This window comes from Streptomyces sp. ICC1 (assembly GCF_003287935.1).
GTDB classification, from domain to species: domain Bacteria; phylum Actinomycetota; class Actinomycetes; order Streptomycetales; family Streptomycetaceae; genus Streptomyces; species Streptomyces tritrimontium.
On the sequence record NZ_CP030287.1, the window covers coordinates 3,911,060 to 3,934,867 of the forward strand.

The window sequence follows — 23,808 nt, forward strand, 5'->3', positions numbered from 1 at the left end:
GCATTTGGTCCCTCGTCTGCCATAGTCGGAATCACGGCTTCCCGTTGACCCGAGCGAAGTCCCACTGCCGAGGATCACACCCCCTTCGATCCTCGGCACACCCATGAAACCCCCGCAGCGCCCCACCAACGGCGACAGGGGGTTTCTGCGTTTCGGCGGTCGGCCACGCCTCAGCGGTCGGCCACGCGCATCTCGAACCAGGTGATCTTGCCGCGCGGCAGCAGGTCCGCCCCCCAGCGGTCCGAGAGCTTGTCGACGAGGAACAGCCCCCGGCCCGTGGTGTCCAGCTCGTGCACCGGCATCAGACAGGGCAGCCCGCGCGAGGGGTCGCGCACCTCGATGCGGATCCAGCCCCGGCGCCGGAGCATCCGTAACCCGAAGGACCGGGCCCCGGTGTGCCGGACGGCGTTGCCCACGAGCTCCGAGACCAGCAGTACGGCGTGCTCGGCGATCTGCGGGGAGAGGCCCCACAGGCGCACCACCACGCACTGGGTGAGCCGGCGGGCGGTGCTCGCCGACTCGGGCATGGACGGCAGTGTCACTTCCGCCTCGGCCGGGTTCCCGTACAACTCCAGCGCCTTGAGGCCCTGTTCGTCCTCCAGGGCCGCCGTGAGCCGTACGGCGGAAGCGCTGCTGCGCTGCCGCGGCTGTTCCACACCCTCCAGACCCGCCATGCACCCATCATGGACGGCCGGTGCGGCCGTCCGGGCCGTTCCGCAGGAAAACACCCCCCGGAATCATGGATTCCAGGGAGGCGTTCCGGCATATGCGCATGGCAACCGGAAGCCCGCTACGCCCCCTTGACCTGCGGTGACGTACCGCAAGGCAGTGATCACCCTGAGTGGATCAGCTTTTCACCTTAAGGCTCCCTTAAGGCCTGGCTAATCCACCCGCAAGAAGGACGGGCCCCCGCGCTAGTGCTGTGGCCGGGAAGGTTTGCCGGGTCGCGGTGTCCGGTGCGGTGCCTCGCAAGGCGGAGGGCCACGGCTCGTACTGGACGTACCGCCGTGGTCCGACAACGCGGCGAGGTGCCGTGCCGGGCGCCGCGACCCGGTGAGCCTTTCCGGTCACAGCACTAGAGGAACTTGGCCTTGCCGGGCCCCTCTTCGACGAAGCTGCGCATCCCGCGCTCACGGTCCTCGGTGGCGAACAGGCCCGCGAACCAGCCCCGTTCGATGGTCAGTCCCGTGTCGATGTCGGCCTCCAGGCCCGCGTCCACGCACTCCTTCGCGGCGCGCAGCGCGAGGGCCGGACCCTGCGCGAGCTTGGCGGCCCAGGCGTGCGCCTGCTCGTACACCTCGGCGGCCGGCACGACGCGGTCCACGAGGCCCAGGGCGAGCGCCTCGTCGGCCTTGACCATGCGGCCGGTGAAGATGAGGTCCTTGGCCTTCGAGGGGCCGATCAGCCGGGAGAGCCGCTGGGTGCCGCCCGCGCCCGGGATCAGGCCGAGCAGGATCTCGGGCTGGCCGAGCTTCGCGTTGTCGCCGGCGATCCGGTAGTCCGCGCACAGCGCCAGCTCGCAGCCGCCGCCCAGGGCGTAGCCGGTGACGGCCGCGACCACGGGCTTGGGGATCCGGGCCACGGCGGTGAAGGCGTCCTGCAGTCCGCGGGACCGGGCGACCATGGCCGCGTGGTCCATCGTCTGCATCTCCTTGATGTCCGCGCCCGCCGCGAACACCTTCTCGCCGCCGTAGATGACGACCGCGCGGACGTCGGCCCGGTCGGTCGCCTCCACGGCGAGCTCGCGCAGCCGGTCCTGGGTGGCGATGTCCAGGGCGTTCATGGGCGGCCGGTCCAGCCGGATGACGCCGACGCCTTCGGAGACTTCGAGAGAGATGGTCATACGGGGAAGGTTAGCCCCCGTTAACCGTGAGTGGCCCGGTGCTGTGGGTCACAGCACCGGGCCACTCGACCGCGTACGGGACGGGGCTACTTGATCCAGTCCGCCCAGTCCATGTTCCAGCCGTTGAGGCCGTTGTCGGGGGCCACCGTCTTGTCCTTGGAGTTCTTCACGATGACCACGTCGCCGATGATCGACTCGTCGAAGAACCAGGCGGCGGGCTGACTGCCGTCACCGGCGCCGCGGACGTCCTTCAGGCCCACGCAGCCGTGGCTGACGTTCTCCGAGCCGAAAGTGCCGGACGAGGCCCAGTAGTTGCCGTGGACGAAGGTGCCCGAGGTCGTCAGTCGCATCGCGTGCGGGACGTCGGAGATGTCGTACTCGCCGCCGAAGCCGACGGTGGCGCCGTTCATCCGGGTCACCTTGTACTTCTCGCTGATGACCATCTGGCCGTTGTACGTGGTGTTCGCGGGGGCGCCCGCGGTGATCGGGATGTTCTTGACCACCGCGCCGTCGCGGACGACCTGCATCTCGTGCTCGGCCGCGTCGACCGTGGTGACCTGGGAGCGTCCGACCTTGAAGGTGACCGTACGGGTCTGCTTGCCGTAGACCCCCGGGCGGCCCTCGACCCCGTCGAGCGCGAGCTTCAGGGTGACCGTGGTGCCCGCGGCCCAGTACTTCTCGGGGCGGAAGTCGAGGCGGTCGTTGCCGAACCAGTGGCCCTCGATCGGCACGGCCGGCTCGGCCGTGACCGTGATGGCCTTCTCGACGGCCTCGGGGTTGGTGATGCCGCGGGTGAAGTTGATCGACACCGGCATGCCCACGCCGACGGTCGAGCCGTCCTCGGGCGTGTAGTGGCCGATGAAGGTGTTCACCGGGGTGAGGGTGGTGAAGGTGGTGTCCTTGGCGGACTCGCGGCCGGCCTCGTCCTTGGCCACCGCGTGCACCTTGTACTCGGTCGCGGAGGCGAGGTTGCGGGCGGGCTCCCAGCTCGCGCCGTCCTCGGCCATCTTGCCCTCGACCGCGTTGCCCTTGGTGTCGGCGACGGTCACGGTGCTGAGCTTGCCGCCGGTGCTCGATATCTTCAGGACGCCGCTGGTGGCGACCTCCTTGGCACCGTCGTCCGGCTTGACGCTCACGACGGCCTTGGACGCCTCGGTACCGGTCGTACCGCCACCACCGTCCGCGCCGCCGCTCCCGCCGGCGCCGCCGCCGCTGCCTCCGCCGCTGCACGCGCTCGTCAGCAGCAGGGCCGCGCCCAGCAGGAGGGCCGGCAGGCCGGTGCGGACGCGGCCGCGTATCGGCTGCAGGTTCACTCTTGTTCTCCCCATGTCCCCCGCGCGCGGGCAGTCGCGCGCTTACTGCCAGGAAATCACACGGGGGGATCACGGAAAGGTACGGGCGTGTCACCGTTCCGTCCCAAGAGCCGGGACACGCCGGGCATCAGTCCTCGGTGCCGGGCTTGGTGCCCCAGACGTAGACCGCGTCCCCCTCGGTGAGCAGGTTCCAGAGGCGTTCGGCGTCGGGGACGGAAAGGTTGACGCAGCCGGCGGAGCCGCCGTGGGCGTACAGGTCGCCGGGGCGGCCGTGCAGGGCTTGGCCCTCGTCGAAGAACTGGGCGTAGGGCATGGGGGCGTCGTCGTAGAGCGTGGACTTGTGGTCCTTGCTGCGCCAGTAGACCTCGTGCCAGCCGGGGCGGGTCTCCTCGTCGTCGCGGCCGGTGCGGACGGGCACCGGCGGGAAGACGATCCGCTCGTCGCGCTGCACCCAGAGCAGTTGCCGCTCCATGTCCACGCAGGTCACCCGGTGCGGGCGGACGGGGCAGGCGCCGGCCGCGTTGGGGTCGGTGCGGGCGGCGACGGCGACCATCGTCCGGTAGGTGACCAGTCCGGCGTACCCGTCGGCCGGCCGGATCCCGTTCGCCCGCTGGAACCCCCGGACCGCCTCGCAGTCCGCGGCGTCCTGGACGCCGTCGGCCGGGCGCCGCAGGTGGCCCTCCAACTCCCGCTGGTAGGGGCCGGTCCCGGCGGTGCACGCCGCCGCCGCGCCGCCGCCGTTGTCGTCGGCTGCGGCGGCGGCGGCGGGTGGGGTCAGGGCCAGGGCCGACGCCGCGAGGATCGCGGCCGTGGCGGCCGCCCTGCCTATCGCGCCTGCCGCGTCGCCTGTGGTCATGCGGGCCTCCTCGCGCCCGCCGAGCGGGCCGTCGGAGCCGAGCCAACCGGACCGGGCCGCACCCGGCGCGCCGGGTGCGCCGGCCGGGTCGCACGCCCACCCGGCCGGCCGCGGTGACCGGTCGGGCGGTGGTCAGCCGGTCGTCAGCCGGCGGTCGGACGCGGCTTCGGGCCCTTGCCCTTGCCCTTGCCGTGGTCGTCGCGCTTGTTCTGCAGGGTGACCACCAGGCGGTGGTCCGGGGTCGTCGCGTCCAGGTGGAGCGGACCGGTGACCCGGTTCGGCGGGAGGACGTAGCCCTCGGGGACGGCCGTCTCGACCACGTAGTACCAGCCCTCCGGCAGCCTCGGGAACTCGCAGACCCCGGTCCGGTCGGTCGCGCAGCCCGCCGACACCTTGCGGTCGGGGTTGATGCCGCGCGTCTGGAGGCCCCTGGTGTCGTTGGTCTCCCGCCACACCTCGAAGACGGCTCCGCGCAGCGGGCGCTTGGTCTTCGCGTCCTTCTTCAGGACCTTGATCGTCCCGGAGTGGTCGGGCTCCACGCGCTTGGCGTTGGTGACGTCGACGACGACGCCCGTCTGCACGTCACCGGCCCCGAGGTCGAACGGGGTGACCGGGTTCGCGGGCAGGTCGTAGCCGGCCGGCGCCTGCGTCTCCCGCCAGTAGTACCGCTCCCCCGCCGGGAGCCCGACCGTGCAGCTGCCCTGCGCGTTCGTCGTGCAGGTCTCGGGGCGCCTCTCGTCGGGCCGCTCTCCGCCGGGCTGCAGGCCCGTGGTGCCGTTGGCCTCGCGCCACAGCTCGAAGACCGCGCCGGGCAGCGGCGCCCCGCCGTCCTCGTCGGACTTGCGCAGCAGCACCCGGGCGATCTCGGGGATCCTCTCGTTGCTCATGCGGACGCGTACGCCGGCGGTGGCGTTCTGCGCGGTCAGCGTCAGCTCGGCGACGGGGCTGGGGGCGAGCTCGTATCCGTCCGGCGCCTTCGTCTCGCGCCAGTAGTACGTGCCGAACGGGACGGTGCGGGTGCAGATGCCGCTCGCCGGGGTCACGCAGTCGGCGATCTTGGTGTCGCCGTCGGTGTCGGTGACCTGGGCTCCGTCGGTGCCGTTCGTCTCCTGCCACAGCTCGTACGTGGCTCCGGCCAGCGGCGCGTCCGCGCCGTCCTGCTTGAGGACGGAGACCGCACCCGTGGCCGGGACGTCGCCACCGCAGTCCGGCAGGCTGCCGTTGAAGGGGTAGGCGTGCAGTTCCTGGCCGCCGCCCGTGCCGCTGGTGTGGACGAGCTCGCCGGTGGTGAAGAAGCGGCCGTTGGTGCCGGGCAGGGTGAGGACGGTGCGCGAGGTCTGCTCGCCGACGAGCACACTGCCCTGGAACTGGCCGCTGCCCGTCAGGTTGACCGCCGTGGCGTCCGGGAAGTTCCACAGGAGCCGGGTGCGGTAGCCGTTCCACGGGTCGGCGGAGGGCCCGATGTCGTTGATGGTGCCGCTGTAGGTGTTGAGCGTACGGCTGGCGCCCAGGACGTTGACCAGGACGGTGGCCTCGGCGGGGATCCGGTCGAAGCGGATGCCGATGGCGCCGCGGGTCGGGCCGACCATGTCGAATTCCACGTTGAAGACCTGGAGCTCGGACGTGCCGTCCCCGGTGAAGACGGTGGTGCCGTCCCGGTTGACGACGGTGCCCGTCGCCGTGCGCGGCGCCCCGTCGACCCGGGCGTAGCAGCGGCTGGCGGAGGTGAGCTCGTCGCGCAGGGCGGCGTACGGGGCGGCCGCGTTCAGGTCGGCCACCAGGGGGCCGGTGACGGTGCCGGGACCGGGGGCGGAGCCCGCGTGGCGGACCACGCCGCCGTCGGAGATCAGCCGCTGGCCGACCGCGATGTTCACGTCGCGGCCCGTGGTGAGGAAGTCCGAGCCGGCCGGGGGCCGCACGAGGGAGCCCGCGCCGACGATGCCGATGTTGTACCCGGCCCCGACCCCCGTCGCCAGGTTCTTGTTCTGGTCGAAGCTGCCGAGGACGACGACCTTGCCCTCGGCCTCGGCGGCGCGCTCGCGGACCAGGAAGTCGGCGCCGACGAAGATGTTGACGGCCTCGTCGTAGCCGTTGGCCTCGGTGTCGACCTCGATCGCCGGGAACGGGTCGGGGCACAGGGACCCGATGCAGGGGCCGAGTCCGCCCGGCAGCGGGGCCCGCAGGGCCGCGGCCTGCCGGGCCTGCGGCTGCCCGCCGCCGCCCGGGGCGGGCGGCGCCGCCAGGGCCGCGGGGGCACCTGCGGCCAGTACGGCCCCCAGGGCGAGACCCAAGGGCCCGAGGGTCCACTTCCTTGCTGACATGCCGCTCCGTCCGTTGCCTTCCGACCTGCCCGCACTGCTGCCCGTACAGGCTGGGGCCGGGTTTCGGCGCGGCGGACGAAGCGACACTCCCGCACTACGTCAAACCGGTATGACAATCACTCGACTGCTCGACCGGCCGACCGGCCGACGGCTCGTCAGCCGACGGCGGAGCCGGCGACCCACGCGGGCCAGGACATGTTCCAGCCGCCCAGCCCGTTGTCCGGAGCCACCGTCTTGTCCTGCGAGTTCACGACCTCGACCACGTCCCCGACCAGGGTCCGGTCGAAGAACCAGCCGGCCGGGGTGTCCGAGCCGCCGCCCTTGTTGTCGCGCAGCCCGATGCAGCCGTGGCTGGCGTTGGTGGAGCCGAAGGTGTCGGGGCTGGCCCAGTAGTTGCCGTGCAGGAAGGTCCCGGAGCGGGTCAGGCGCATGGCGTGCGGGACGTCGGGGATGTCGTACTCGCCGCCGAACCCGACGGTCTGCCCGTTCATCCGGGTGACGTCGAAGAGCTCCATCACCACCATCTTGCCGTTGTACGTGGTGTTCTTCGGTGCCCCGGCGGTGATCGGGACGGTGGACAGCAGCTCGCCGTCGCGCCGGACCTCCATGGTGTGCGCGGCCGCGTCGACGGTGGAGATCTGGGAGCGGCCGACGGTGAAGCGAAGGGTCTTGTCCTGGATGCCGTACGAGCCGGGCGCGCCCTCCACGTCCCGCAGGCTCATCTTGACGGTGACCTCGGTGCCGGGCTTCCAGTACGCCTTGGGCCGGAAATCGAGGCGCTCGTCGCCGAACCAGTGGCCCGCCACCTCCACGGCCGGGTCGGAGGTGATGGTGATGGCCCGCTCCACATCGGCGCGGCGTTCGATCGACCGGTTGAAGCCGAAGGAGATGATCATTCCGGTGCCGACGGTGGAGCGGTTCTCCGGCTTGAAGTAGCCGATGAAGCGCTCCTCGGGAACATAGGTGGTGAAGGTGGTGTGCCGGGCCTGGCGGCGGTTGTGCCCGTCGAGCGCGACCGCGTCGACGGTGTACTTGGCCGCGAGCGCGAGCCGCCCGGCGGCCGGGTCGGGGCTCCAGCTGAGCCCGTCGACGGCGATGGCCCCGGGGACCTCCGCCTCCTGGGCGTCCTCCACCTTGGTGACCACGACGCGTTCGAGGCGGCCCTCGGGCACGGTGATCGTCAAAGGACCCTCGGCCGGCACGCCCTTGGCGTTGTCGTCCGGGGTGATCCGGATCGCCTCGTCCGGTGACCGGGGCTTGCCGGGCAGCTGGATCTCGATCGGGGAGCCGCCGTCACCGGTGCATCCGGACAGGCCTCCGAGGAGGCCCGCCCATGCCGCCACGGCCGCCAAGCCCGCCCCTGCCCGCCTCGTCAGAAGAGTCACGTTCCACCAACGACCGGGCCCCTCCGGGGGAAACGTGGGCGCGGCTCGAGTTCCAGGCAGAACAGTCCGGGCAGAACAGTGGGAAGGACCAGACGGGGGCGGGCCCGGGCCGGGACGCCGGGGCCGCACTTTCCCACCCCTGCCGGTACCGAGAGCCGTGGAGGCGGGCAGTGTCGAGCGCAGCCGAGCAAGAGACGGTGGAAGCCCTGGCGGGCGAGGTGCGGAGCGGCCGGCCGGCCGCCCCGCTGCCGCCCGCCGACGGGTGCCCGGTCGGGCACCCGGACGGGAACGGACGACCGGGCGCGCCGGGGGACGCGCAGCTGGACGCACAGCTCGGCGGCCAGGTCGCCGGGCTGCTCAGAAGCCATGCCGTACGGGCGCGGACCCGTCCGGGACCACCGGTGTGGCCCGGGTCCTCGCATCCCCTGGGCGCCCGGTTCCACCAGGGTCCGGACGGCACGTTCGGGACCAACTTCGCGCTGTGGGCACAGGGCGCGGAGGGGGTGGAGGTGTGCCTCTTCGCCGCGGACGGGACCGAGACCCGGTGCACCCTGACGGAGCTGACCCACGAGATCTGGCACGGGTTCCTGCCGGGCGTGCGCCCCGGCCAGCGGTACGGATTTCGGGTGCACGGGCGCTGGGACCCCTGGACGGGGGCCCGCTACAACCCGGCGAAGCTGCTCCTGGACCCGTACGCGCGGGCCGTGGACGGGGAGTTCACCCTGCCGCCGGAGGTGTACGGGCACGTCCGCGACTGGCCGCAGCAGTACATCGCGGACACCGTGCGCGACGACCGCGACTCGGCGCCGCACGTCCCCAAGGGGGTGGTGGTCCACGATGACGACGACTGGGCGGACGACGTCCGGCCGAAGACCCCGTGGGCCGACTCGGTCATCTACGAACTGCACGTGCGCGGCTTCACGATGCGCCATCCGGGCATCCCCGAGCACCTGCGCGGCACGTACGCGGGCCTCGCGCACCCGGCGGCGATCGAGCACCTGACCGGGCTGGGGGTGACGGCGGTGGAACTGCTGCCGGTCCATCAGTTCGCCCACGAGGACCACCTGCTGCGCCGGGGCCTGCGCAACTACTGGGGCTACAACTCGATCGGCTACTTCGCCCCGCACGCGGCCTACTCGTCGAGCGGTACGGCCGGCCAGCAGGTCGGCGAGTTCAAGCGGATGGTCAAGGCGCTGCACGCGGCCGGGATCGAGGTCATCCTCGACGTGGTCTACAACCACACGGCGGAGGCCGGCGAGCTGGGCCCGACGCTGTCGCTGCGCGGGATCGACAACCGCGCGTACTACCGGCTCCAGTCGGACCAGCGCCGGTACGCGGACTACACGGGCTGCGGGAACACCCTGCACGCCGGGCGCCCGCACGTGCTGCGCCTGATCACCGACTCGCTGCGGTACTGGGTGACGGAGATGGGGGTGGACGGTTTCCGCTTCGACCTGGCGGCGGCGCTGGCCCGCTCGATGCACGACGTGGACATGCTGTCGCCGTTCCTCGCGGTGATCGCCCAGGACCCGGTGCTGCGGCGGGTGAAGCTGATCGCCGAGCCCTGGGACGTGGGCTCGGGCGGCTACCAGGTCGGGGCCTTCCCGCCGCTGTGGACCGAGTGGAACGACCGCTACCGGGACTCCGTGCGGGACTTCTGGCGGGGCGCGCTGCCCGACGTACGGGACCTCGGGTACCGGCTGTCGGGCTCCAGCGACCTGTACGCGTGGGGCGGGCGGCGGCCGTACGCCTCGGTCAACTTCATCACCGCGCACGACGGGTTCACCCTGCGCGACCTGGTCTCCTACGAGTCCAAGCACAACGAGGAGAACGGCGAGGCCGGCCGGGACGGGACCAACGACAACCGGTCGTGGAACTGCGGGGTCGAGGGCGAGCCGCCCGAGGGCGCGGACCCGCGGATCGCGGCGCTGCGCCGGCGCCAGCTGCGCAACATGCTGACCACGCTGCTGCTGTCGACCGGCGTGCCGATGCTGGTGGCGGGCGACGAGTTCGGCCGGACGCAGGGCGGCAACAACAACGCGTACTGCCAGGACAACGAGACGAGCTGGGTGGACTGGTCGCTGCTGGAGGATCCGTCCTGGCAGGAGCTGCTGGCGCTGGCCCGGCGGCTGCTGACGCTGCGCCGGAGCCATCCGGTGCTGCGGCGGCGGGCCTTCTTCTCGGGGAGCTCGCAGGCGGCGGACGGGCTGCGGGACCTGGCCTGGTTCACCCCGGCGGGGGCGGAGATGACCGAGCGGGACTGGTACGCCCCGGCAGCCGCGGTGGGGCTGTACCTGTCGGGGCGGGACATCCCGGGCCGGGACGAGCGGGGGCGGCAGGTGACGGACGACAGCTTCCTGGCGCTGCTGCACTCCGGGGACGGGCCGGTGGAGTGGTCGCTTCCGGGGGCGCCGTGGGCGGCCTCCTACGAGCTGGTCCTGGACACCTCCCGGGAGGACCAGGCGCGGGCCCCGGCCACCCGTCACCGCGGGGGCGAGGCCCTGACGGTCCCGGCCCGCGCGGTGCTGCTGCTGAAGGTCGTGGGCTGAGGGGCCCGGGCCGGAGGTCTCGGACGTCCTGCGATGATGTGCCCTTCGTACGCACAAGCGCATGACGGATGTTCGAGGGGTTGTGTCGATGGCGAGTGTGGGAACCGCTCTGCGGGAGCTGCGCGGGGCGCAGAAGCCGGCGAAGGGGGTGTCCCTCTATTCGCGGTACGTCAACCGGCCCGTGGGGCGGCTGCTGGCCGCCGGGTCGTACGCGCTCGGGCTCACCCCGAACCAGGTGACCCTGATCAGCGCCGCCCTGAGCTTCGCCGGCGCGGCCGCCGTCGCGCTGGCCGCTCCCTCGTGGGGGCTGGGGGCCGCGGTGTGGGCGGCGCTCGCCGTCGGCTTCGCGTTCGACTCCGCCGACGGGCAGCTTGCCCGGCTGCGCGGCGGCGGCAGCGCGGCGGGCGAGTGGCTGGACCACGTCGTGGACGCCGCCAAGCTCACCTCGCTGCACTCCTGCGTGCTGATCGCCTTCTACCGCTTCCCCGAGGAGTACGGGACGGGCCGGGACGGCTGGCTGCTGGTGCCGCTGGCCTTCCAGTTCGCCTCCGTCGTGACCTTCTTCGGAGGCCTGCTGACCGAGAAGCTCAAGCCGAAGGCCGCCCCGGGCGGCCCCGCCGCCGAGCCGTCGGCGCTGCGGGCGGTGGCGCTGCTCCCCGTGGACTACGGGGTCTTCTGCATGGTGTTCCTGGTGCTCGGCGGCGCGGGGCTGTTCCGCTGGGCGTACGCCGGGATGGGCGTCATCGCCGCGCTGTTCCTGCTGGCGTTCCTCGCGAAGTGGTACCGGGAGCTCAGCGCGGCAGCACGCTGAGCGGCGCGGCAGCACGCTGACCGGCGGTGCGCCGCACCGACCGGTGGTGCGGGGGGACGTCCGGCGCCGCACGGGGGCGGGCAAGGCTCCCAGTAGACGACTGGGTTGATAGGCCAGATGTGGAAGCCCGGTAACGGGTGGAGCTGACTGGTACTAATAGGCCGAGGGCTTGTCCTCAGTTGCTCGCGTCCACTGTGTTAGTTCTGAAGTAACGAACTGTGTTCATATCCGGTTGGTTAACTTCATAGTGTTTCGGTGGTCATAGCGTTAGGGAAACGCCCGGTTTACATTCCGAACCCGGAAGCTAAGCCTTTCAGCGCCGATGGTACTGCAGGGGGGACCCTGTGGGAGAGTAGGACGCCGCCGAACAATCATTGTGGGAAAGCCCCGCACCAGCCCTTTGGGGTTCGGTGCGGGGCTTTTCTGCGTTTACGGCCACATCGCCACCCCCGTACCGGCCGGCGGGTGACCCCGTCGAGCGCCTGGTCATGGCGGTGGGTTGGTCCCTCGGATGGTCTGCCAGCCGAAGCGCGGGGTGGCCGACGTCAGGAGTTGGATCCCTGTGCCCCGGAGGGTCACGAGTGCGGTGTGGACGGGGTCGAGTTCCCGGACCGGGCGTCCGAAGTAGGCGAGGATCTGCATCAGTTCCAGGTCGATGGCTTCTGCCGAGTCGCGGATCCGGTCGAAGCGGGCACCGCAGCGAACCGGCCCGAGCATGCAGCGTACGGTGGCGGTGACCTCGGCCGAGCTCACGATGGTGACCTGATCGATCTGCAGTTCCACCTCGACCACGTGACTGCCGAGGTTGAGGCGCTCGGTCATGCCGCCACCTCGGTGCGCTCGACCAGGAAGCCGGTCAGAGCATCGCCCCGGATCGCTATGTGCCCGGCGCCCGGTACTGGACTCGTTCGGCTTTGCACAGGGCATCCATGGTTTCTTCGACGGTCAGGAGGACTGTCGTCTCGAACGAGCTGAGCGCGCCGCCTCCGCCGATCGCCAGCGCGACCGCGGCCATGGACACGTTGTCGGGAGCCTCCCACAGGTTGTAGCCGTCGTGCGTGCCGAAGGCGTACCAGAAGCCGTGGAGCTTCCCGCCAACGGACTCGATGTACGACTGAGCAGCCTTTGAACGGTCTTCGGGGTGGGCGATCATCCTCGCCCAAGTCTCCGGTGTGTAGCTGAAGCTCGATAGATAGAGCGGCATCATGTCTCCCTTTCGTTCCACCAAGGGATGCCCCGGCGGGGCGGAAAACGCGCCGGATCCGGCCCGTGTATCCCCCGAACGCCCGCTGGACCGGGGTTCGCGCGGCGTGGTCGGGGATTCGGCGAGGCGGTCCGGGTGATGTCGGTTCCGCACCGCAATGGGTGACGGGCTCCTCGGGAAACAGGGCGCGGTGGGGAGCTCAGGATCTTTCGATGTCCTGCGGATGCCCGGCATGGGGTCCGGACGGATTTGCACTGACGGCTCGTAGGGTTGTCGCATGGGCTACGACCTCGTCATCTTCGACAACGACGGCGTGCTGGTGGACAGTGAGCCGCTCGCCAACAGCATCCTCGCCGGGTACCTGACCGAGCTGGGGCACCCGACCTCGTACGAGGAGTCGCTCCGCGACTACATGGGGGCCGCCGTGCACCGGGTGCACGACCTCGTGCTGGAGCGGACCGGGCAGTCGCTGCCGGGGGACTTCGACACGACGCTGCACGCCCGCACCTTCGCGGCCTTCGAGCGGGAGCTCAAGCCCGTGCCCGGTGTGGAGGGGGTGCTGGCGGCGCTGGTCGAGACCGGCACGGCGTACTGCCTCGCGTCCTCCGGGAGCCACGAGCGGATCCGGGTCGGCCACCGGGCGGCCGGGCTCGACGAGTGGTTCGAGGAGGAGTGGATCTTCAGCTCGGACGACGTCGGCAAGGGCAAGCCGGCCCCGGACCTGTTCCTGCACGCCGCCGACCAGATGGGCGTGGCCCCCGCCCGGTGCGTGGTCGTCGAGGACAGCCCACTGGGCGTCCAGGCCGCCCTCGCCGCGGGCATGGCCGTGTTCGGGTACACGGCGATGGTCCCCGCCGAGCGGCTGCCCGGCGCCACCGGGTACTTCGGCGACATGGGACAGCTGCTCGGGCTGCTCGGCCTGCAGGGCCACGAGAGCGGCCACGAGAGCCAGGGGGGCGGGTACCAGGGCGGCTACGCCGGCGGTCAGGGCGGTTTCAGTCACTGACCAGATCGATACGTGATCGCTCTACCCACCGGTAGGAGCGGCGCCTACGCTGTGCCGCCATGACAGCAGACGCGCGGCTGGGCCGCGGGCGCGGGGCGTTGGGGTTCAGCTTCTTCGTGCAGGGCGTGGCCTTCGCGCTCCTCGTGACGCGGATCCCCGCCATCCAGGACCGGTACGGGATATCCGACGGGCTGCTGCCCGTCTTCCTCGCCGCCGTGCCGATCCTCGCCGGGGTGTCCAGCGTCGTCACCGAGCACCTGGTCAAGCGTGTCGCGCCCAGCACCGTACTGCGGTGGGCGCAGCCGCTGGTCCTGCTGTCGCTGCTCGGGGTCGGCGCCGGCAGCGAGATGTGGCACGTGGCCCTGGCGCTCGGGGCGTTCGGGCTGTTCGTGGGCGCGCTCGACGCGTCGATGAACATGCTCGGCGTGAGCCTGCAGGCCGCGTACGGGCGAAGCATCATGCTGGGGTTCCACGCGGCCTACAGCCTGGGCGGCATCCTCGGCGCCTCCGCCGCGTGGGCGGGGGCGCACTGGCACCTCGACCTGTTCACCTCCTACCTGCCGGCCGTCGTGATCCTGCTGCCGCTCGCGCTCCTCGCCAGCCGCTTCTACGTGGACCAGGACGCCAAGGCGGCGGCGGCCGGCGCGGAGAAGGGGCTGGGCCCCGGCGGGTTCAAGCTGCTGCTGCCGCTGTGCCTGGTGATGGCGTGCGCGTACATCGGGGACTCGACGGTCTCGAACTGGAGCGCCAAGTACCTCCAGGACGTCCTCGGCTCCTCCGAACAGCTCGCGACCGTCCCCTACAACGTCTACATGGTGACCACCCTGCTCGGCCGGGCCGTCGGCGACCTCGGAGTGCGCCGCTTCGGGGCCGTGGCCGTCGTACGGATCGGGACGGTCGTCGCCGCCGGCGGGTTCGCGGTGGTCGCCGCGGCCCCCGGAGCGTGGGCGGGGATGCTCGGCTTCACCCTGCTGGGGATCGGGCTGTGCGTGATCGTGCCGCAGACCTTCGCCGCCGCGGGCAGGCTCTTCCCCCACGCTTCCGACACCGCGATCGCGCGGCTCAACATCTTCAACTACGTGGGGTTCCTGATCGGCGCGCCGCTCGTCGGCGGGATCGGGGACGTCTGGAACTACCGGGCCGCGATGCTCGTGCCGATGGTGCTCGTCCTCGTCACTCTTTTCCATGCCCGCTCGTTCGGTACGGGGACCGCCCGATACGGTGTCGGGCATGAGCGGCCGCGGGTTGTTGATGTGGGACGAGGCGGTAACGAAGTATGACTTCGGGCCTAGCCATCCGATGGACCCGGTGCGCCTGGCACTGACCATGGGCCTGGTACGGGCCTTCGGGCTCGACCGGGCGATGGAGGTGCGGGCCGGGCGGCAGGCCGGTGACTCCACGCTGCGGCTCGTCCACCGCGAGGACTACGTGGCGGCCGTGCGCGAGGTGTCCGCCGACCCCGGGGCCGCCGACGGCTCGTACGGGCTCGGGACCACCGACGATCCGGCCTTCCACGGGATGCACGAGGCGTCCGCGCTGATCGCCGGGCAGTCGGTGGCGGCCGCCGAGGCGATCTGGCGCGGCGAGGCCGACCACGCCGTGAACTTCGCCGGCGGGCTGCACCACGCGATGCCGGGCGGGGCGGCCGGGTTCTGCGTGTACAACGACGCGGCGCTGGCCGTCGCGCGGCTCCTCGAGCTCGGGGCCGAGCGCGTCGCGTACGTGGACGTGGACGTCCACCACGGCGACGGGGTGCAGGCGGCCTTCTGGGACGACCCGCGCGTGCTGACCGTGTCCCTGCACGAGCACCCGCGGACGCTGTTCCCGCAGACCGGCTGGCCGGAGGAGACGGGCGGGCCGGCCGCCGAGGGCTCGGCGGTGAACATCGCGCTGCCGGCCGGGACCGGGGACGAGGGCTGGCTGCGGGCCTTCCACGGGGTCGTGCCCGAGCTGCTGGCGGACTTCCGGCCGCAGGTGCTGGTGACCCAGCACGGGGCCGACACCCACTTCGAGGACCCGCTCGCGCACCTGGCCGTGTCGCTGGACGCCCAACGGGCGGTCCAGGAGGCCTGCCACGAGCTCGCGCACGCCCACGCGGACGGCCGCTGGCTGGCGCTCGGCGGCGGCGGGTACGCGGTCGTGGACGTCGTACCGCGCTCGTGGACGCACCTGGTGGCGATCGCCGGGCACAAGCCGATCGATCCGGAGACGGCGGTTCCGGCCTCGTGGCGCGACGAGGTGTACGCGAGGACCCGCCAGCTGGCTCCGGCACGGATGACGGACGGGCGGGTGCCGCAGTGGCCGGACTGGGATGCCGGTTACGATCCGGCGGACCGGATCGACCAGGCGGTCCTGGCCACGCGGCGGGCGGTGTTCCCGCTGCGCGGGATGCTCACCTGACGGGTGCGCGGATCTTGCCGCGGCGACGTCTGCCGTTACGCCAACGGTGGTGCGATTGCCGGTAATTGATGATCCGCCAGTTCGGTTGGGGCAGCATCGACAGCGTGTTGAGCACCGGCGCCCTGCGTGCGCATCTGCTGGCCGCCCGCCTGGCCGGGCCCGTCGCGACCTCCCGGGAGGAAAGCCTGCGCAGCTACCGGCTGTTCGCCGCGCGCGACCCCCGGGTGCTCCTCGGTCTGGATCCGGAATGGGGCTGGGGCGAGGGTGACCTGCTGAGGCTGATGGCGGACAAGTGCGGGGTCTCGGCGGATCCCGCGCACGTCAGCGGGCCGGACGTGATCGATCCGGAGCTCACGGTCGCGGGGCTCGACGCCTTCGCGGAGCGGCTGCGCGCGGCCGTGGCGGCGCGGGCACCCGTGCTGTTCGCGACGGGCCACCCGCACCGGCTCCTGGGCTTCTACGCCGCTTTGGCCGAGGCGGTGTCGGCGGCCGGATGTGATGTCCTCACTCCGGCGCGGGGGGCCGCCGTCGACATGCAGACCCGGTTCGGTCTACGCCCGCACCGCATCGATTACGTACGGGGGGTCGCACTGGTGCGGGAAGACGGCGTGCACCCGCCCGGGAGTGCGACCGGCGCGCACACCCATTCGCCGCTGCCGGTTCGGATCGCGCTCGGGGCGCTGGCGGAGGCCGGCGGGCCGCTGCCGGCGCTGGTGGTGGGGGACCACGGGTGGGTCTGCGGGGCAGGTCAGCTCGGTGTGGAGGCGATCGGGCTGGCCGACACGGATGATCCGGCGCTGTTCGTGGGGGAGGCCGAGGGGCGGGTGTCGGTGGTGGTTCCGCTTGATGACGCGGTGCGCGCGGACTACTACCGGCCCCTCACTCGCTATGTACTCAATCGGGCGAGTCTGTCGGGCCCGCAGGAGTGGCCGTAGCTCCTCTTCCCCACTCGTACCACACGCCCCTACTCTGGGGAGTGAGCGTGCGACGACGGGGCGTAACCGGAGGGGAAGCCGGTGCCCGTCATGCGCGGAAGGTCAAGGTGTGTCATGGCTGCTGGCGAGAGGCCTCTCAGTGAGGTTCAGTTCCTGACCGTGGCGGAGGTCGCCTCGGTGATGCGAGTGTCGAAGATGACCGTGTACCGACTGGTGCACAACGGTCATCTGCCCGCGATCCGGGTGGGCCGGTCCTTCCGGGTCCCCGAGAACGCGGTGCACGAGTACCTCCGCGAGTCCTTCGTGGGGGTGGAATCGGCCTGAGGACAAGGGTCGGGAGCCCGTGGAAGCCCTTCGGAGGCACCGGATTACAAGCTCAGAGCTCGGGCGGGTAGGCTAGGCCGACGTAGGTCGTGTGGGCCCAGACGCCCCGCACCGAGATCCCCGCTGACGCGGGGGTGTTCCGAGAAGTGAGCGAGGGTAGTCGTGGGCTCTGTTATCAAGAAGCGGCGTAAGCGGATGGCCAAGAAGAAGCACCGCAAGCTGCTCAAGCGCACCCGCGTGCAGCGCCGTAACAAGAAGTAAACGGCAGCTGTACGTGTTCTCCGCAGCCCCTCCACCATTCTGGTGGAGGGGCTGCGGTGCAGCCGGGGGACTTCTTCGAGGGAGGCGCTGAGCTCGTGGGGAAGGTCGTGCTCGTTACCGGGGCTGCCCGGCAGCTGGGAGGCCGTTTCGTACGGCGCATCCAGCGCGACCCGGAGGTCGAGCGGGTGATCGCGGTCGACGCGGTGACGCCGCCGCACCGGCTGGGATCGGCCGAGTTCGTCCGCGCGGACATCAGGCAGTCGGGCATCGCCCGGGTGCTGGCAGAGAACGCGGTGGACACGGTGGTCCACCTGGCGGTCACCGGGGGTGCCGCCACGGGAGCCGGATCCGGCTCCTACGCCACCGTCAAGGAAACCAACGTCATCGGGACGATGCAGCTCCTCGGAGCCTGCCAGAAGTCCCCGACGGTACGCAGGCTCGTGGTGAAGTCCAGTACCAGTGTGTACGGGGGCACCTCGCGGGATCCGGCCGTCTTCACCGAGACCACGCAGCCCAAATCCCTGCCCGCGGCCGGATTCGCCAAGGACGCCGTGGAGGTCGAGGGGTACGTACGGGGCTTCGCGCGCAGGCGCCCGGACGTCGCCGTGTGCGTCCTGCGGTTCGCGAACATCCTCGGCCCCTTCGCCGACTCCGCGCTCGCCGAGTACTTCTCCATGCCGCTGATCCCGACCGTGCTGGGCTACGACCCGCGCCTGCAGTTCGTCCACGAGGACGACGTGCTGGAAGTGCTCAAGCTCGCCGCGCAGGAACCCCAGCGCGGTGGCGGGACGTTGAACAGCGGGACGAGCGGGACCTTCAACATCGCCGGGGACGGGGTGCTGCTGCTCTCGCAGTGCGCACGCCGCCTGGGCAGGCCGGCGGTGCCGCTGCTGCTGCCCGCCGTGACCTGGGTGGGCTCGGCGCTGCGCGCGGTCGGGGCGACCGACTTCTCGCCCGAGCAGATAAGGCTCCTCACGCACGGGCGGGTCGTGCAGACCTCGCAGATGCGGGAGGTGCTGGGATTCGAGCCGATGTACACCACCGCCGAGACCTTCGCCGATTTCACGCGGAGCCGGGGGAGCGGGCTGCTGCCCCCCGAGCGGGTGGGCCGGGCCGTGGACCGGGTGGCCGGGCTGTTGAACGTAGAGGCCGGGACAGAGGCCGTGGCTGAGGGAGCGAAGCGATAGTGGCGGACGCCAAGGTCATCCCGTTCGACGAGGACCGGCCGCGGCGGCGGCCGCCCCGGCGGGTCCGCGTCGCCCCGGAGGCGGAGCCCGCGATGGAGCCGGCGGTCGCCGCGGCGCCCGAGCCGGAGCCCGCGCGCGCGGGCGGCGAGGGCTGGGACCGGCGGATCGCGGGCGGCCTGGCGTTCCTGCGGCGCCGGATCACCGGGGAGTACGAGGTCGACGACTTCGGCTACGACAAGGAGCTGACGGACCAGGTCCTGATGTCCTTGATGCGGCCGCTGTACGACAAGTACTTCCGGGTCGAGGTCAAGGGCATCGAGAACATCCCGAAGGAGGGCGGCGCGCTGATCGTGGCGAACCACTCCGGGACGCTGCCCCTGGACGGGCTCATGCTCCAGGTGGCCGTGCACGACCACCACCCCGCCGAGCGGCACCTGCGTCTGCTGGCGGCGGACCTGGTGTTCATGCTGCCCGTCGTCAACGAGCTCGCGCGCAAGGCCGGCCACACGCTGGCCTGCGCGGAGGACGCGCAGCGGCTGCTGGAGGCCGGGGAGCTGGTGGGCGTGATGCCCGAGGGCTTCAAGGGGATAGGGAAGCCGTTCGGCGAGCGGTACAAGCTCCAGCGCTTCGGGCGGGGCGGCTTCGTGTCGACCGCGCTGAGGGCCGGGACGCCGATCGTGCCCTGCTCGATCGTGGGGGCGGAGGAGATCTACCCGATGATCGGCAACGCGAAGACGCTCGCGCGGCTGCTGGGGATCCCGTACTTCCCGATCACGCCGACGTTCCCGCTGCTGGGTCCGCTCGGGGCGGTGCCGCTGCCGACGAAGTGGACGATCCAGTTCGGGGAGCCGATCCACACCGCGGGCTACGCGCCGGAGGCGGCGGAGGACCCGATGCTGATGTTCAACCTGACCGACCAGGTCCGGGAGCAGATCCAGCACACGCTGTACAAGCTGCTGGTGCAGCGGCGCTCCGTCTTCTTCTGACGCGCAGTTGGCGCGGAGTCGGCGCGCAGTAGCGGACGCGAGAGAGCAGCCGAGAAGCACCGACGGGGCTGGATCGTCCCGCCGGCGCTTCTCGGCTGCTCTCTCGCGTCACTCCCTGTGCGTCACTCCACGTCTTCCGCCTTGAGGCCCAGGCCCGGCAGGAGGCCGGGGAGCAGGGGCGGGAGGGTGATGTCCGGGTGCGGGTGCTCCGGAGATCCGGACGCCGCCGGGGTCGGCTGGCCCGCGGGCGGGTTCAGCAGATTGCCCGTGCCGCCCAGGAGACCGCCGCCGGGCGACGGGGTCTTCGTGGAGCCGGAGGCCGACGGGGCGGGGGCCGCCGACGGGGTGCCCGGGGAGGGCGCCGTCTGCTGCTTGCCCGCCGGGGTGCTCGGCCGACTGGAGGGGCCGGAGCCGCGGGTCTGTTCCGGAGGCTTCGGAAGGAGACCCTGGAGCGGCGCCACGTCTTCGTCTATGGCCTGGAAGACCGACTCCACCTCGCCGCCCACGTCCGTGAGCTGCGCCGGGAGGTTTCCCCGGAGCTTGGCCCACGCGTCGCGGTGCGAGCGGGAGAACGAGGACAGCGCCTGGATCGGGCCGAGCGAGCCGTCCCGTTCGTAGGCGGCCTGGAGGAGCCGGTGGCCCTCCGAGGCGTCGTGCTTCATGCCCGCGAGCGCCCGGCGGATCTCACCGAGGGACTCGTGGTCCAGCGCGCCGGCACGGCCGCGCTCCATCAGCCGGCGGGCCTCCGCCAGACGGTTCGAGGCCTGGTCGAGATAGAGCTCGCCCCGGTCCGAGTCGTCATCGGCCATCCCGAGCCGGATGTCCTCCATCCCCCGCTTCACGGGGTACAGGTGGTCACCCGGCAGGGCGTCCGTACTCGCAGCGGCCACTCCGCTGAAGGCCCCGGCGGCCACACCCACGGTGAGGCCACCCGCCGCGATGCCCTTGGACCAGCGGGAGCGGGGCCGCAATTTCCGGAGCGATGTCGCCCGGTGGGCGCCGCGGCCGGTCCGCTGTTCGGGCACTTGAGGGTCCGGGGCGGCACTGCCCCCGGCCCTTTCCTCCATCACCATGGCCTCCATGGCGGCGACGAGCTGTGCTCGTTGCACCACTTTGACCTCTGGATCCAGCACCGGGCGCGGCATTCTTTCGCCGAGCACGCTCGCCAGGGCCAACAACCGGTCGTGGTCGGCAGGTTCGGCAGGTGCCTCGGACTGCTCGGCCGCCGGGTCCGGTTCCGAAAGATCGGACAGGGTCCGATCCTCCAGGGCCTGGGCGAAGGCGTTCGCCCGCCGGTGCGGAGTCACGTTCGCGATCACTGGCGGCACCTCCTCTCGTCATGACGATCGACTCCCCAAGGTGTCCGGAAGGTTGCCTTCCTTGAGCACATCCACACTTTCGAGTGAGCGGCTTCGGGCAGGGCTTGTCCACAGGGAGCCTGCATCCCGCACAACGAGCGGCGCGGCACTTGGGTTACGGACGAAGGATGATCGGACCACAGGGTCGTCAGTGTCATCAGGGAGGGTTACCGAATGTGAGTAAGGGAGTCAGCGGGCGTCGTCCGGGAGCAGGCGGGCCAAGGTGCGGACCGCCCGGTACTGGAGCGTCTTGATGGCGCCCTCGTTCTTCCCCATCACCCGGGCCGTCTCGGCGACCGAGAGGCCCTGCAGGAAGCGCAGGGTCACGCACTCCTGCTGCTGCGGATTGAGTTTCCGTACGGCTTCCAGCAGGGCCGCGTTGGAGAGGGACTCCAGGACGGAGTCCTCGGGGGACCTTTCCACCTCGTTGGCGTCGAGCATTTCGCCCGTGGTGACTTCCAGGCGGAAACGGCTCGACTTGAAGTGGTCGGCGACCAGGTTGCGGGCGATCGTCACGAGCCAGGCGCCGAAGTCGCGGCCCTGCCAGGTGAAGGTGGAGATGCGGCGCAGCGCGCGCAGGAAGGTCTCGCTGGTGAGATCCTCCGCGGTCGCCTTGCCGCCGACGCGGTAGTAGATGTAGCGGTAGACGGTGTCGCTGTACTGGTCGTACAGGCGGCCGAAGGCATCGGCTTCGCCGGCCTGGGCGCGTTCGACCAGGTCCATCATGCGGGCCTGGTCGCTGTCCGCCGTGGGGCGGCGGGCGGCGGGCGCGGTGGTACCGGTGGCGGAGCCCCCGGCGGCGGCGCCGGAGCGTCCCCGTCTGCCCACCGTCGCTCCGCCGTCGGTCAGGGCATAGCAAGGACCGGCCGGGCCGAGTCCGGCGGGGACCGCGGTGGCGAATGCGGGGACGGCGTACGCGGTGGGGACGAAGCCGCGCAGGTGGTCGAGGACCGTCGCGCGCAGCGTAGCCAGGCCCGAGGCGTCAACCCCGACAGGTGGGTACACGGGACTCCCAGAGGCAGAGCTTCCATCACGTGCAGTGCGGGACCGTTCACCCTTCGTGGCGACAGATGAGCGGTGGCATGCGTTTGAGGAGAATAACGCTTCGTACAGGCCGCGCTACACCTAGTTGCTCAAATCATCGGTTACGACACTTCTGTTGCGTGTCGAGGGCATATTCAGTCGCAGATGGTGATCGATTCTTGATCGGTTGGGTACGCGGAATGGCGGCTTCCACGGTGGCTCGCGACCGAGTCGGGCAGGGCGGAGTGCCGCGCCGGGGGCGCGGGTAGAGGTGAGCGAATGCCCCGGCCCCGGGGGTGCGGCGGCGCAGGGCGGGCCGCCGCGGGCCGGGAGGCCGTGCGGGGGCGGGGATGCGGCCGGGACGGGGCCCGCGGACGCTACTTGCGGCGGCGGTGCAGGGCGATCGCGGCGGCCGCGCCGCCCGCGATCGCGCCGACTCCGGCGGCTGCCGGGACGCCGACCTTCACGGCCTTGCGACCGGTCCGATAGTCGCGCAGGCGCCAGTCGTGGGCGCGGGCATGCTTGCGCAGTTTTGTGTCGGGATTGATCGCGTACGGATGTCCGACCAGCGACAGCATCGGGATGTCGTTGTGCGAATCGCTGTACGCGGCGCAGCGCGCGAGGTCGAGGCCCTCGGCGGAGGCCAGGGCGCGCACCGCCTCCGCCTTGGCGGGGCCGTGCAGCGGCTCGCCGACGAGCCGGCCGGTGTACACGCCGTCCACGGACTCGGCGACGGTGCCCAGGGCCCCGGTGAGGCCGAGCCGGCGGGCGATGATCGTGGCCGTCTCCACGGGGGCGGCCGTCACCAGCCACACCTTCTGGCCGGCGTCGAGGTGGGCCTGGGCCAGGGCGCGGGTGCCCGGCCAGATCCGCTCCGCCATGTACTCGTCGTAGATCTCCTCGCCGATGGACATCAGCTCGGAGACCTTGTGTCCCTTGACGATGGACAGCGCGCTGTCGCGGGCGTCCTGCATGTGCTCGGGGTCCTCGACCCCGGCGAGCCGGAACCAGGCCTGCTGCCAGGCGAAGCGGGCGAGCTCGCGGCGCTGGAAGAACTCCCGCTTGTAGAGGCCGCGGCCGAAGTGGAAGATCGCGGCGCCCTGCATGACGGTGTTGTCGAGGTCGAAGAAGGCGGCGGCGAGGTCGTCGCCGGCGACGGGGAACTCCGGCTCGGCGGGCTCGGCGGGCGCGGTAGGCGCGGTGGCCTCGGCCGCCGCGGCATCCCGGGCTTCGAGCGCCTCGGCCTCTTCCGCTTCGGCCGCCTCCAGCGCCTCGGCGGAGTCCACGGTGTCGAGCGGTTCATCGGCCAGCGCGGTCTTGCGGGCGGCTTCGGCCGAGGCCTCGCCTGCCAGCACGCTCCGCGCGGTGGCGGAGCGCCTACGGGGGGTGAGCCATCCCAGAGCGGCCATGACGCGAGCATAGCCATTGTGTTCGGGACTTCCCGAACCGGTGGGAATCGGGTGTGTGAACTCTTCGGCGGCTCCGGTCCCTTCGGTGCGACCCGGACACAAGCGGGGCGCGGGAGAATGGGGGCATGAGTCCTTTGCTGCGCCGAGCCGGAAAGAAGCGTCCCGAGGAGCGGATGGTCACGCTCATCGGGAAGCCGGGGTGCCATCTGTGCGATGACGCCCAGGAAGTGGTCGAGAAGGTCTGCGCCGAGACGGGCGCACAGTGGGAGAAGAAGGACATCTCGCAGGACGAGGAGCTCTACCGCCTGCACTGGGAGCAGATTCCCGTGGTGCTGGTGGACGGCGAACAGCACACCTTCTGGAGGGTGAACCCTGACCGGCTCCGACGGGCATTGCAGGCTTGACCCCTCGGACGGTTACCATCATGGGCGATTTATGGGGTCTCGGGGGCGTATTGGTGAGGAGAGTGTGGAGTTTTGCCCCCTTTGGGATTTGAACGGGTTCGGCGTGTCACCCGTTCCCACTCTGTCCGCCCAAGGCGCGTGACCCCGGTCACTTTGCTCGGACAAAGCGGACACAATCTTTGTGCACGCGTTCACAAAGACATAGCCTGCATTCGACGGGGTGGTCCTGGGAC

Annotated in this window: 21 protein-coding genes, 1 rRNA gene and 1 pseudogene; 12 read left to right on the forward strand and 11 right to left on the reverse strand. The window is 71.3% G+C overall.

Features of this window, described 5'->3' with window-relative positions:
* Positions 1–170 precede the first annotated feature (170 nt).
* The 6 genes from DRB96_RS18435 to DRB96_RS18460 form a co-directional block, all read right to left on the reverse strand.
* Positions 171–674: an ATP-binding protein gene (locus DRB96_RS18435; RefSeq protein ID WP_112449456.1), complete on the reverse strand. Its 504-nt coding sequence runs from the start codon at positions 672–674 to the stop codon at positions 171–173.
* Between the two features lie 401 nt (positions 675–1,075).
* On the reverse strand, positions 1,076–1,843 hold the full coding sequence (locus DRB96_RS18440; protein ID WP_112449457.1) for an enoyl-CoA hydratase-related protein: 768 nt from the start codon (positions 1,841–1,843) through the stop codon (positions 1,076–1,078).
* Between the two features lie 86 nt (positions 1,844–1,929).
* Positions 1,930–3,150: an Ig-like domain-containing protein gene (locus tag DRB96_RS18445; RefSeq protein ID WP_239516844.1), complete on the reverse strand. Its 1,221-nt coding sequence runs from the start codon at positions 3,148–3,150 to the stop codon at positions 1,930–1,932.
* 133 nt (positions 3,151–3,283) lie between these two features.
* Positions 3,284–4,012, reverse strand: a complete 729-nt coding sequence (locus tag DRB96_RS18450; RefSeq protein ID WP_112449459.1) for a L,D-transpeptidase family protein — start codon at positions 4,010–4,012, stop codon at positions 3,284–3,286.
* 143 nt (positions 4,013–4,155) lie between these two features.
* On the reverse strand, positions 4,156–6,333 hold the full coding sequence (locus DRB96_RS18455; RefSeq protein WP_112449460.1) for a choice-of-anchor A family protein: 2,178 nt from the start codon (positions 6,331–6,333) through the stop codon (positions 4,156–4,158).
* A gap of 155 nt (positions 6,334–6,488) precedes the next feature.
* Entirely contained in the window at positions 6,489–7,685 is a 1,197-nt protein-coding gene (locus DRB96_RS18460) for an Ig-like domain-containing protein (RefSeq protein ID WP_239516302.1), read from the reverse strand.
* 386 nt (positions 7,686–8,071) lie between these two features.
* Here DRB96_RS18460 and glgX point away from each other — a divergent pair, with 386 nt between their 5' ends.
* The 3 genes from glgX (at position 8,072) to rrf (ending at position 11,447) form a co-directional block, all read left to right on the forward strand.
* Positions 8,072–10,267, forward strand: a complete 2,196-nt coding sequence (gene glgX, locus DRB96_RS18465) for a glycogen debranching protein GlgX (RefSeq protein WP_239516843.1) — start codon at positions 8,072–8,074, stop codon at positions 10,265–10,267.
* Between the two features lie 88 nt (positions 10,268–10,355).
* Entirely contained in the window at positions 10,356–11,078 is a 723-nt protein-coding gene (locus tag DRB96_RS18470) for a CDP-alcohol phosphatidyltransferase family protein (RefSeq protein WP_112453531.1), read from the forward strand.
* Positions 11,079–11,329: 251 nt separating this feature from the next.
* Positions 11,330–11,447: ribosomal RNA gene (gene rrf / locus DRB96_RS18475) — 5S ribosomal RNA — on the forward strand.
* Between the two features lie 117 nt (positions 11,448–11,564).
* On the opposite strand, the gene DRB96_RS18480 is transcribed toward rrf, so the two are convergent.
* Together DRB96_RS18480 and DRB96_RS18485 are read right to left on the reverse strand one after the other, a co-directional pair.
* Entirely contained in the window at positions 11,565–11,900 is a 336-nt protein-coding gene (locus DRB96_RS18480) for a hypothetical protein (protein ID WP_112449461.1), read from the reverse strand.
* Between the two features lie 55 nt (positions 11,901–11,955).
* Positions 11,956–12,282 (reverse strand): GYD domain-containing protein, encoded by a 327-nt coding sequence (locus DRB96_RS18485; RefSeq protein WP_112453532.1) that lies wholly within the window; start codon positions 12,280–12,282, stop codon positions 11,956–11,958.
* Positions 12,283–12,559: 277 nt separating this feature from the next.
* Here DRB96_RS18485 and DRB96_RS18490 point away from each other — a divergent pair.
* From DRB96_RS18490 to DRB96_RS18525, 8 genes and pseudogenes are all read left to right on the forward strand, one after another.
* Positions 12,560–13,198, forward strand: a pseudogene (locus DRB96_RS18490) (HAD family hydrolase); the annotation flags it as partial.
* Between the two features lie 149 nt (positions 13,199–13,347).
* A complete protein-coding gene (locus DRB96_RS18495) occupies positions 13,348–14,568 on the forward strand; it encodes an MFS transporter (protein WP_112449463.1) in 1,221 nt (406 codons plus the stop codon).
* A complete protein-coding gene (locus DRB96_RS18500) occupies positions 14,519–15,688 on the forward strand; it encodes an acetoin utilization protein AcuC (RefSeq protein WP_112449464.1) in 1,170 nt (389 codons plus the stop codon). The genes DRB96_RS18495 and DRB96_RS18500 overlap by 50 nt, the downstream gene beginning before the upstream one ends.
* A gap of 104 nt (positions 15,689–15,792) precedes the next feature.
* Complete coding sequence (locus DRB96_RS18505; RefSeq protein WP_112453533.1) at positions 15,793–16,623, forward strand: phosphatase; 831 nt, start codon at positions 15,793–15,795, stop codon at positions 16,621–16,623.
* A gap of 114 nt (positions 16,624–16,737) precedes the next feature.
* Positions 16,738–16,947 (forward strand): helix-turn-helix domain-containing protein, encoded by a 210-nt coding sequence (locus DRB96_RS18510; protein ID WP_162688852.1) that lies wholly within the window; start codon positions 16,738–16,740, stop codon positions 16,945–16,947.
* Positions 16,948–17,109: 162 nt separating this feature from the next.
* On the forward strand, positions 17,110–17,208 hold the full coding sequence (locus tag DRB96_RS18515) for an AURKAIP1/COX24 domain-containing protein (RefSeq protein WP_003948845.1): 99 nt from the start codon (positions 17,110–17,112) through the stop codon (positions 17,206–17,208).
* Between the two features lie 95 nt (positions 17,209–17,303).
* A complete protein-coding gene (locus DRB96_RS18520; RefSeq protein WP_112453534.1) occupies positions 17,304–18,395 on the forward strand; it encodes an NAD-dependent epimerase/dehydratase family protein in 1,092 nt (363 codons plus the stop codon).
* Positions 18,395–19,381 carry a lysophospholipid acyltransferase family protein gene (locus DRB96_RS18525; protein WP_112449466.1) on the forward strand — a complete coding sequence of 329 codons (987 nt, stop codon included), beginning with the start codon at positions 18,395–18,397 and terminating at the stop codon, positions 19,379–19,381. The genes DRB96_RS18520 and DRB96_RS18525 overlap by 1 nt, the downstream gene beginning before the upstream one ends.
* Positions 19,382–19,503: 122 nt before the next feature.
* On the opposite strand, the gene DRB96_RS18530 is transcribed toward DRB96_RS18525, so the two are convergent.
* The 3 genes from DRB96_RS18530 to DRB96_RS18540 form a co-directional block, all read right to left on the reverse strand.
* Positions 19,504–20,700, reverse strand: coding sequence for a DUF5667 domain-containing protein (locus DRB96_RS18530; protein WP_112449467.1), 1,197 nt, complete (start codon positions 20,698–20,700; stop codon positions 19,504–19,506).
* A gap of 228 nt (positions 20,701–20,928) precedes the next feature.
* Positions 20,929–21,744 carry an ECF subfamily RNA polymerase sigma factor, BldN family gene (locus tag DRB96_RS18535; protein ID WP_112449468.1) on the reverse strand — a complete coding sequence of 272 codons (816 nt, stop codon included), beginning with the start codon at positions 21,742–21,744 and terminating at the stop codon, positions 20,929–20,931.
* A 395-nt stretch (positions 21,745–22,139) separates the two neighbouring features.
* On the reverse strand, positions 22,140–23,171 hold the full coding sequence (locus tag DRB96_RS18540; protein ID WP_112449469.1) for an HAD-IB family hydrolase: 1,032 nt from the start codon (positions 23,169–23,171) through the stop codon (positions 22,140–22,142).
* Positions 23,172–23,296: 125 nt separating this feature from the next.
* Between DRB96_RS18540 and DRB96_RS18545 the strand changes: the two genes are divergently transcribed.
* Positions 23,297–23,575: a glutaredoxin family protein gene (locus DRB96_RS18545; protein ID WP_112449470.1), complete on the forward strand. Its 279-nt coding sequence runs from the start codon at positions 23,297–23,299 to the stop codon at positions 23,573–23,575.
* Positions 23,576–23,808 lie beyond the last annotated feature (233 nt).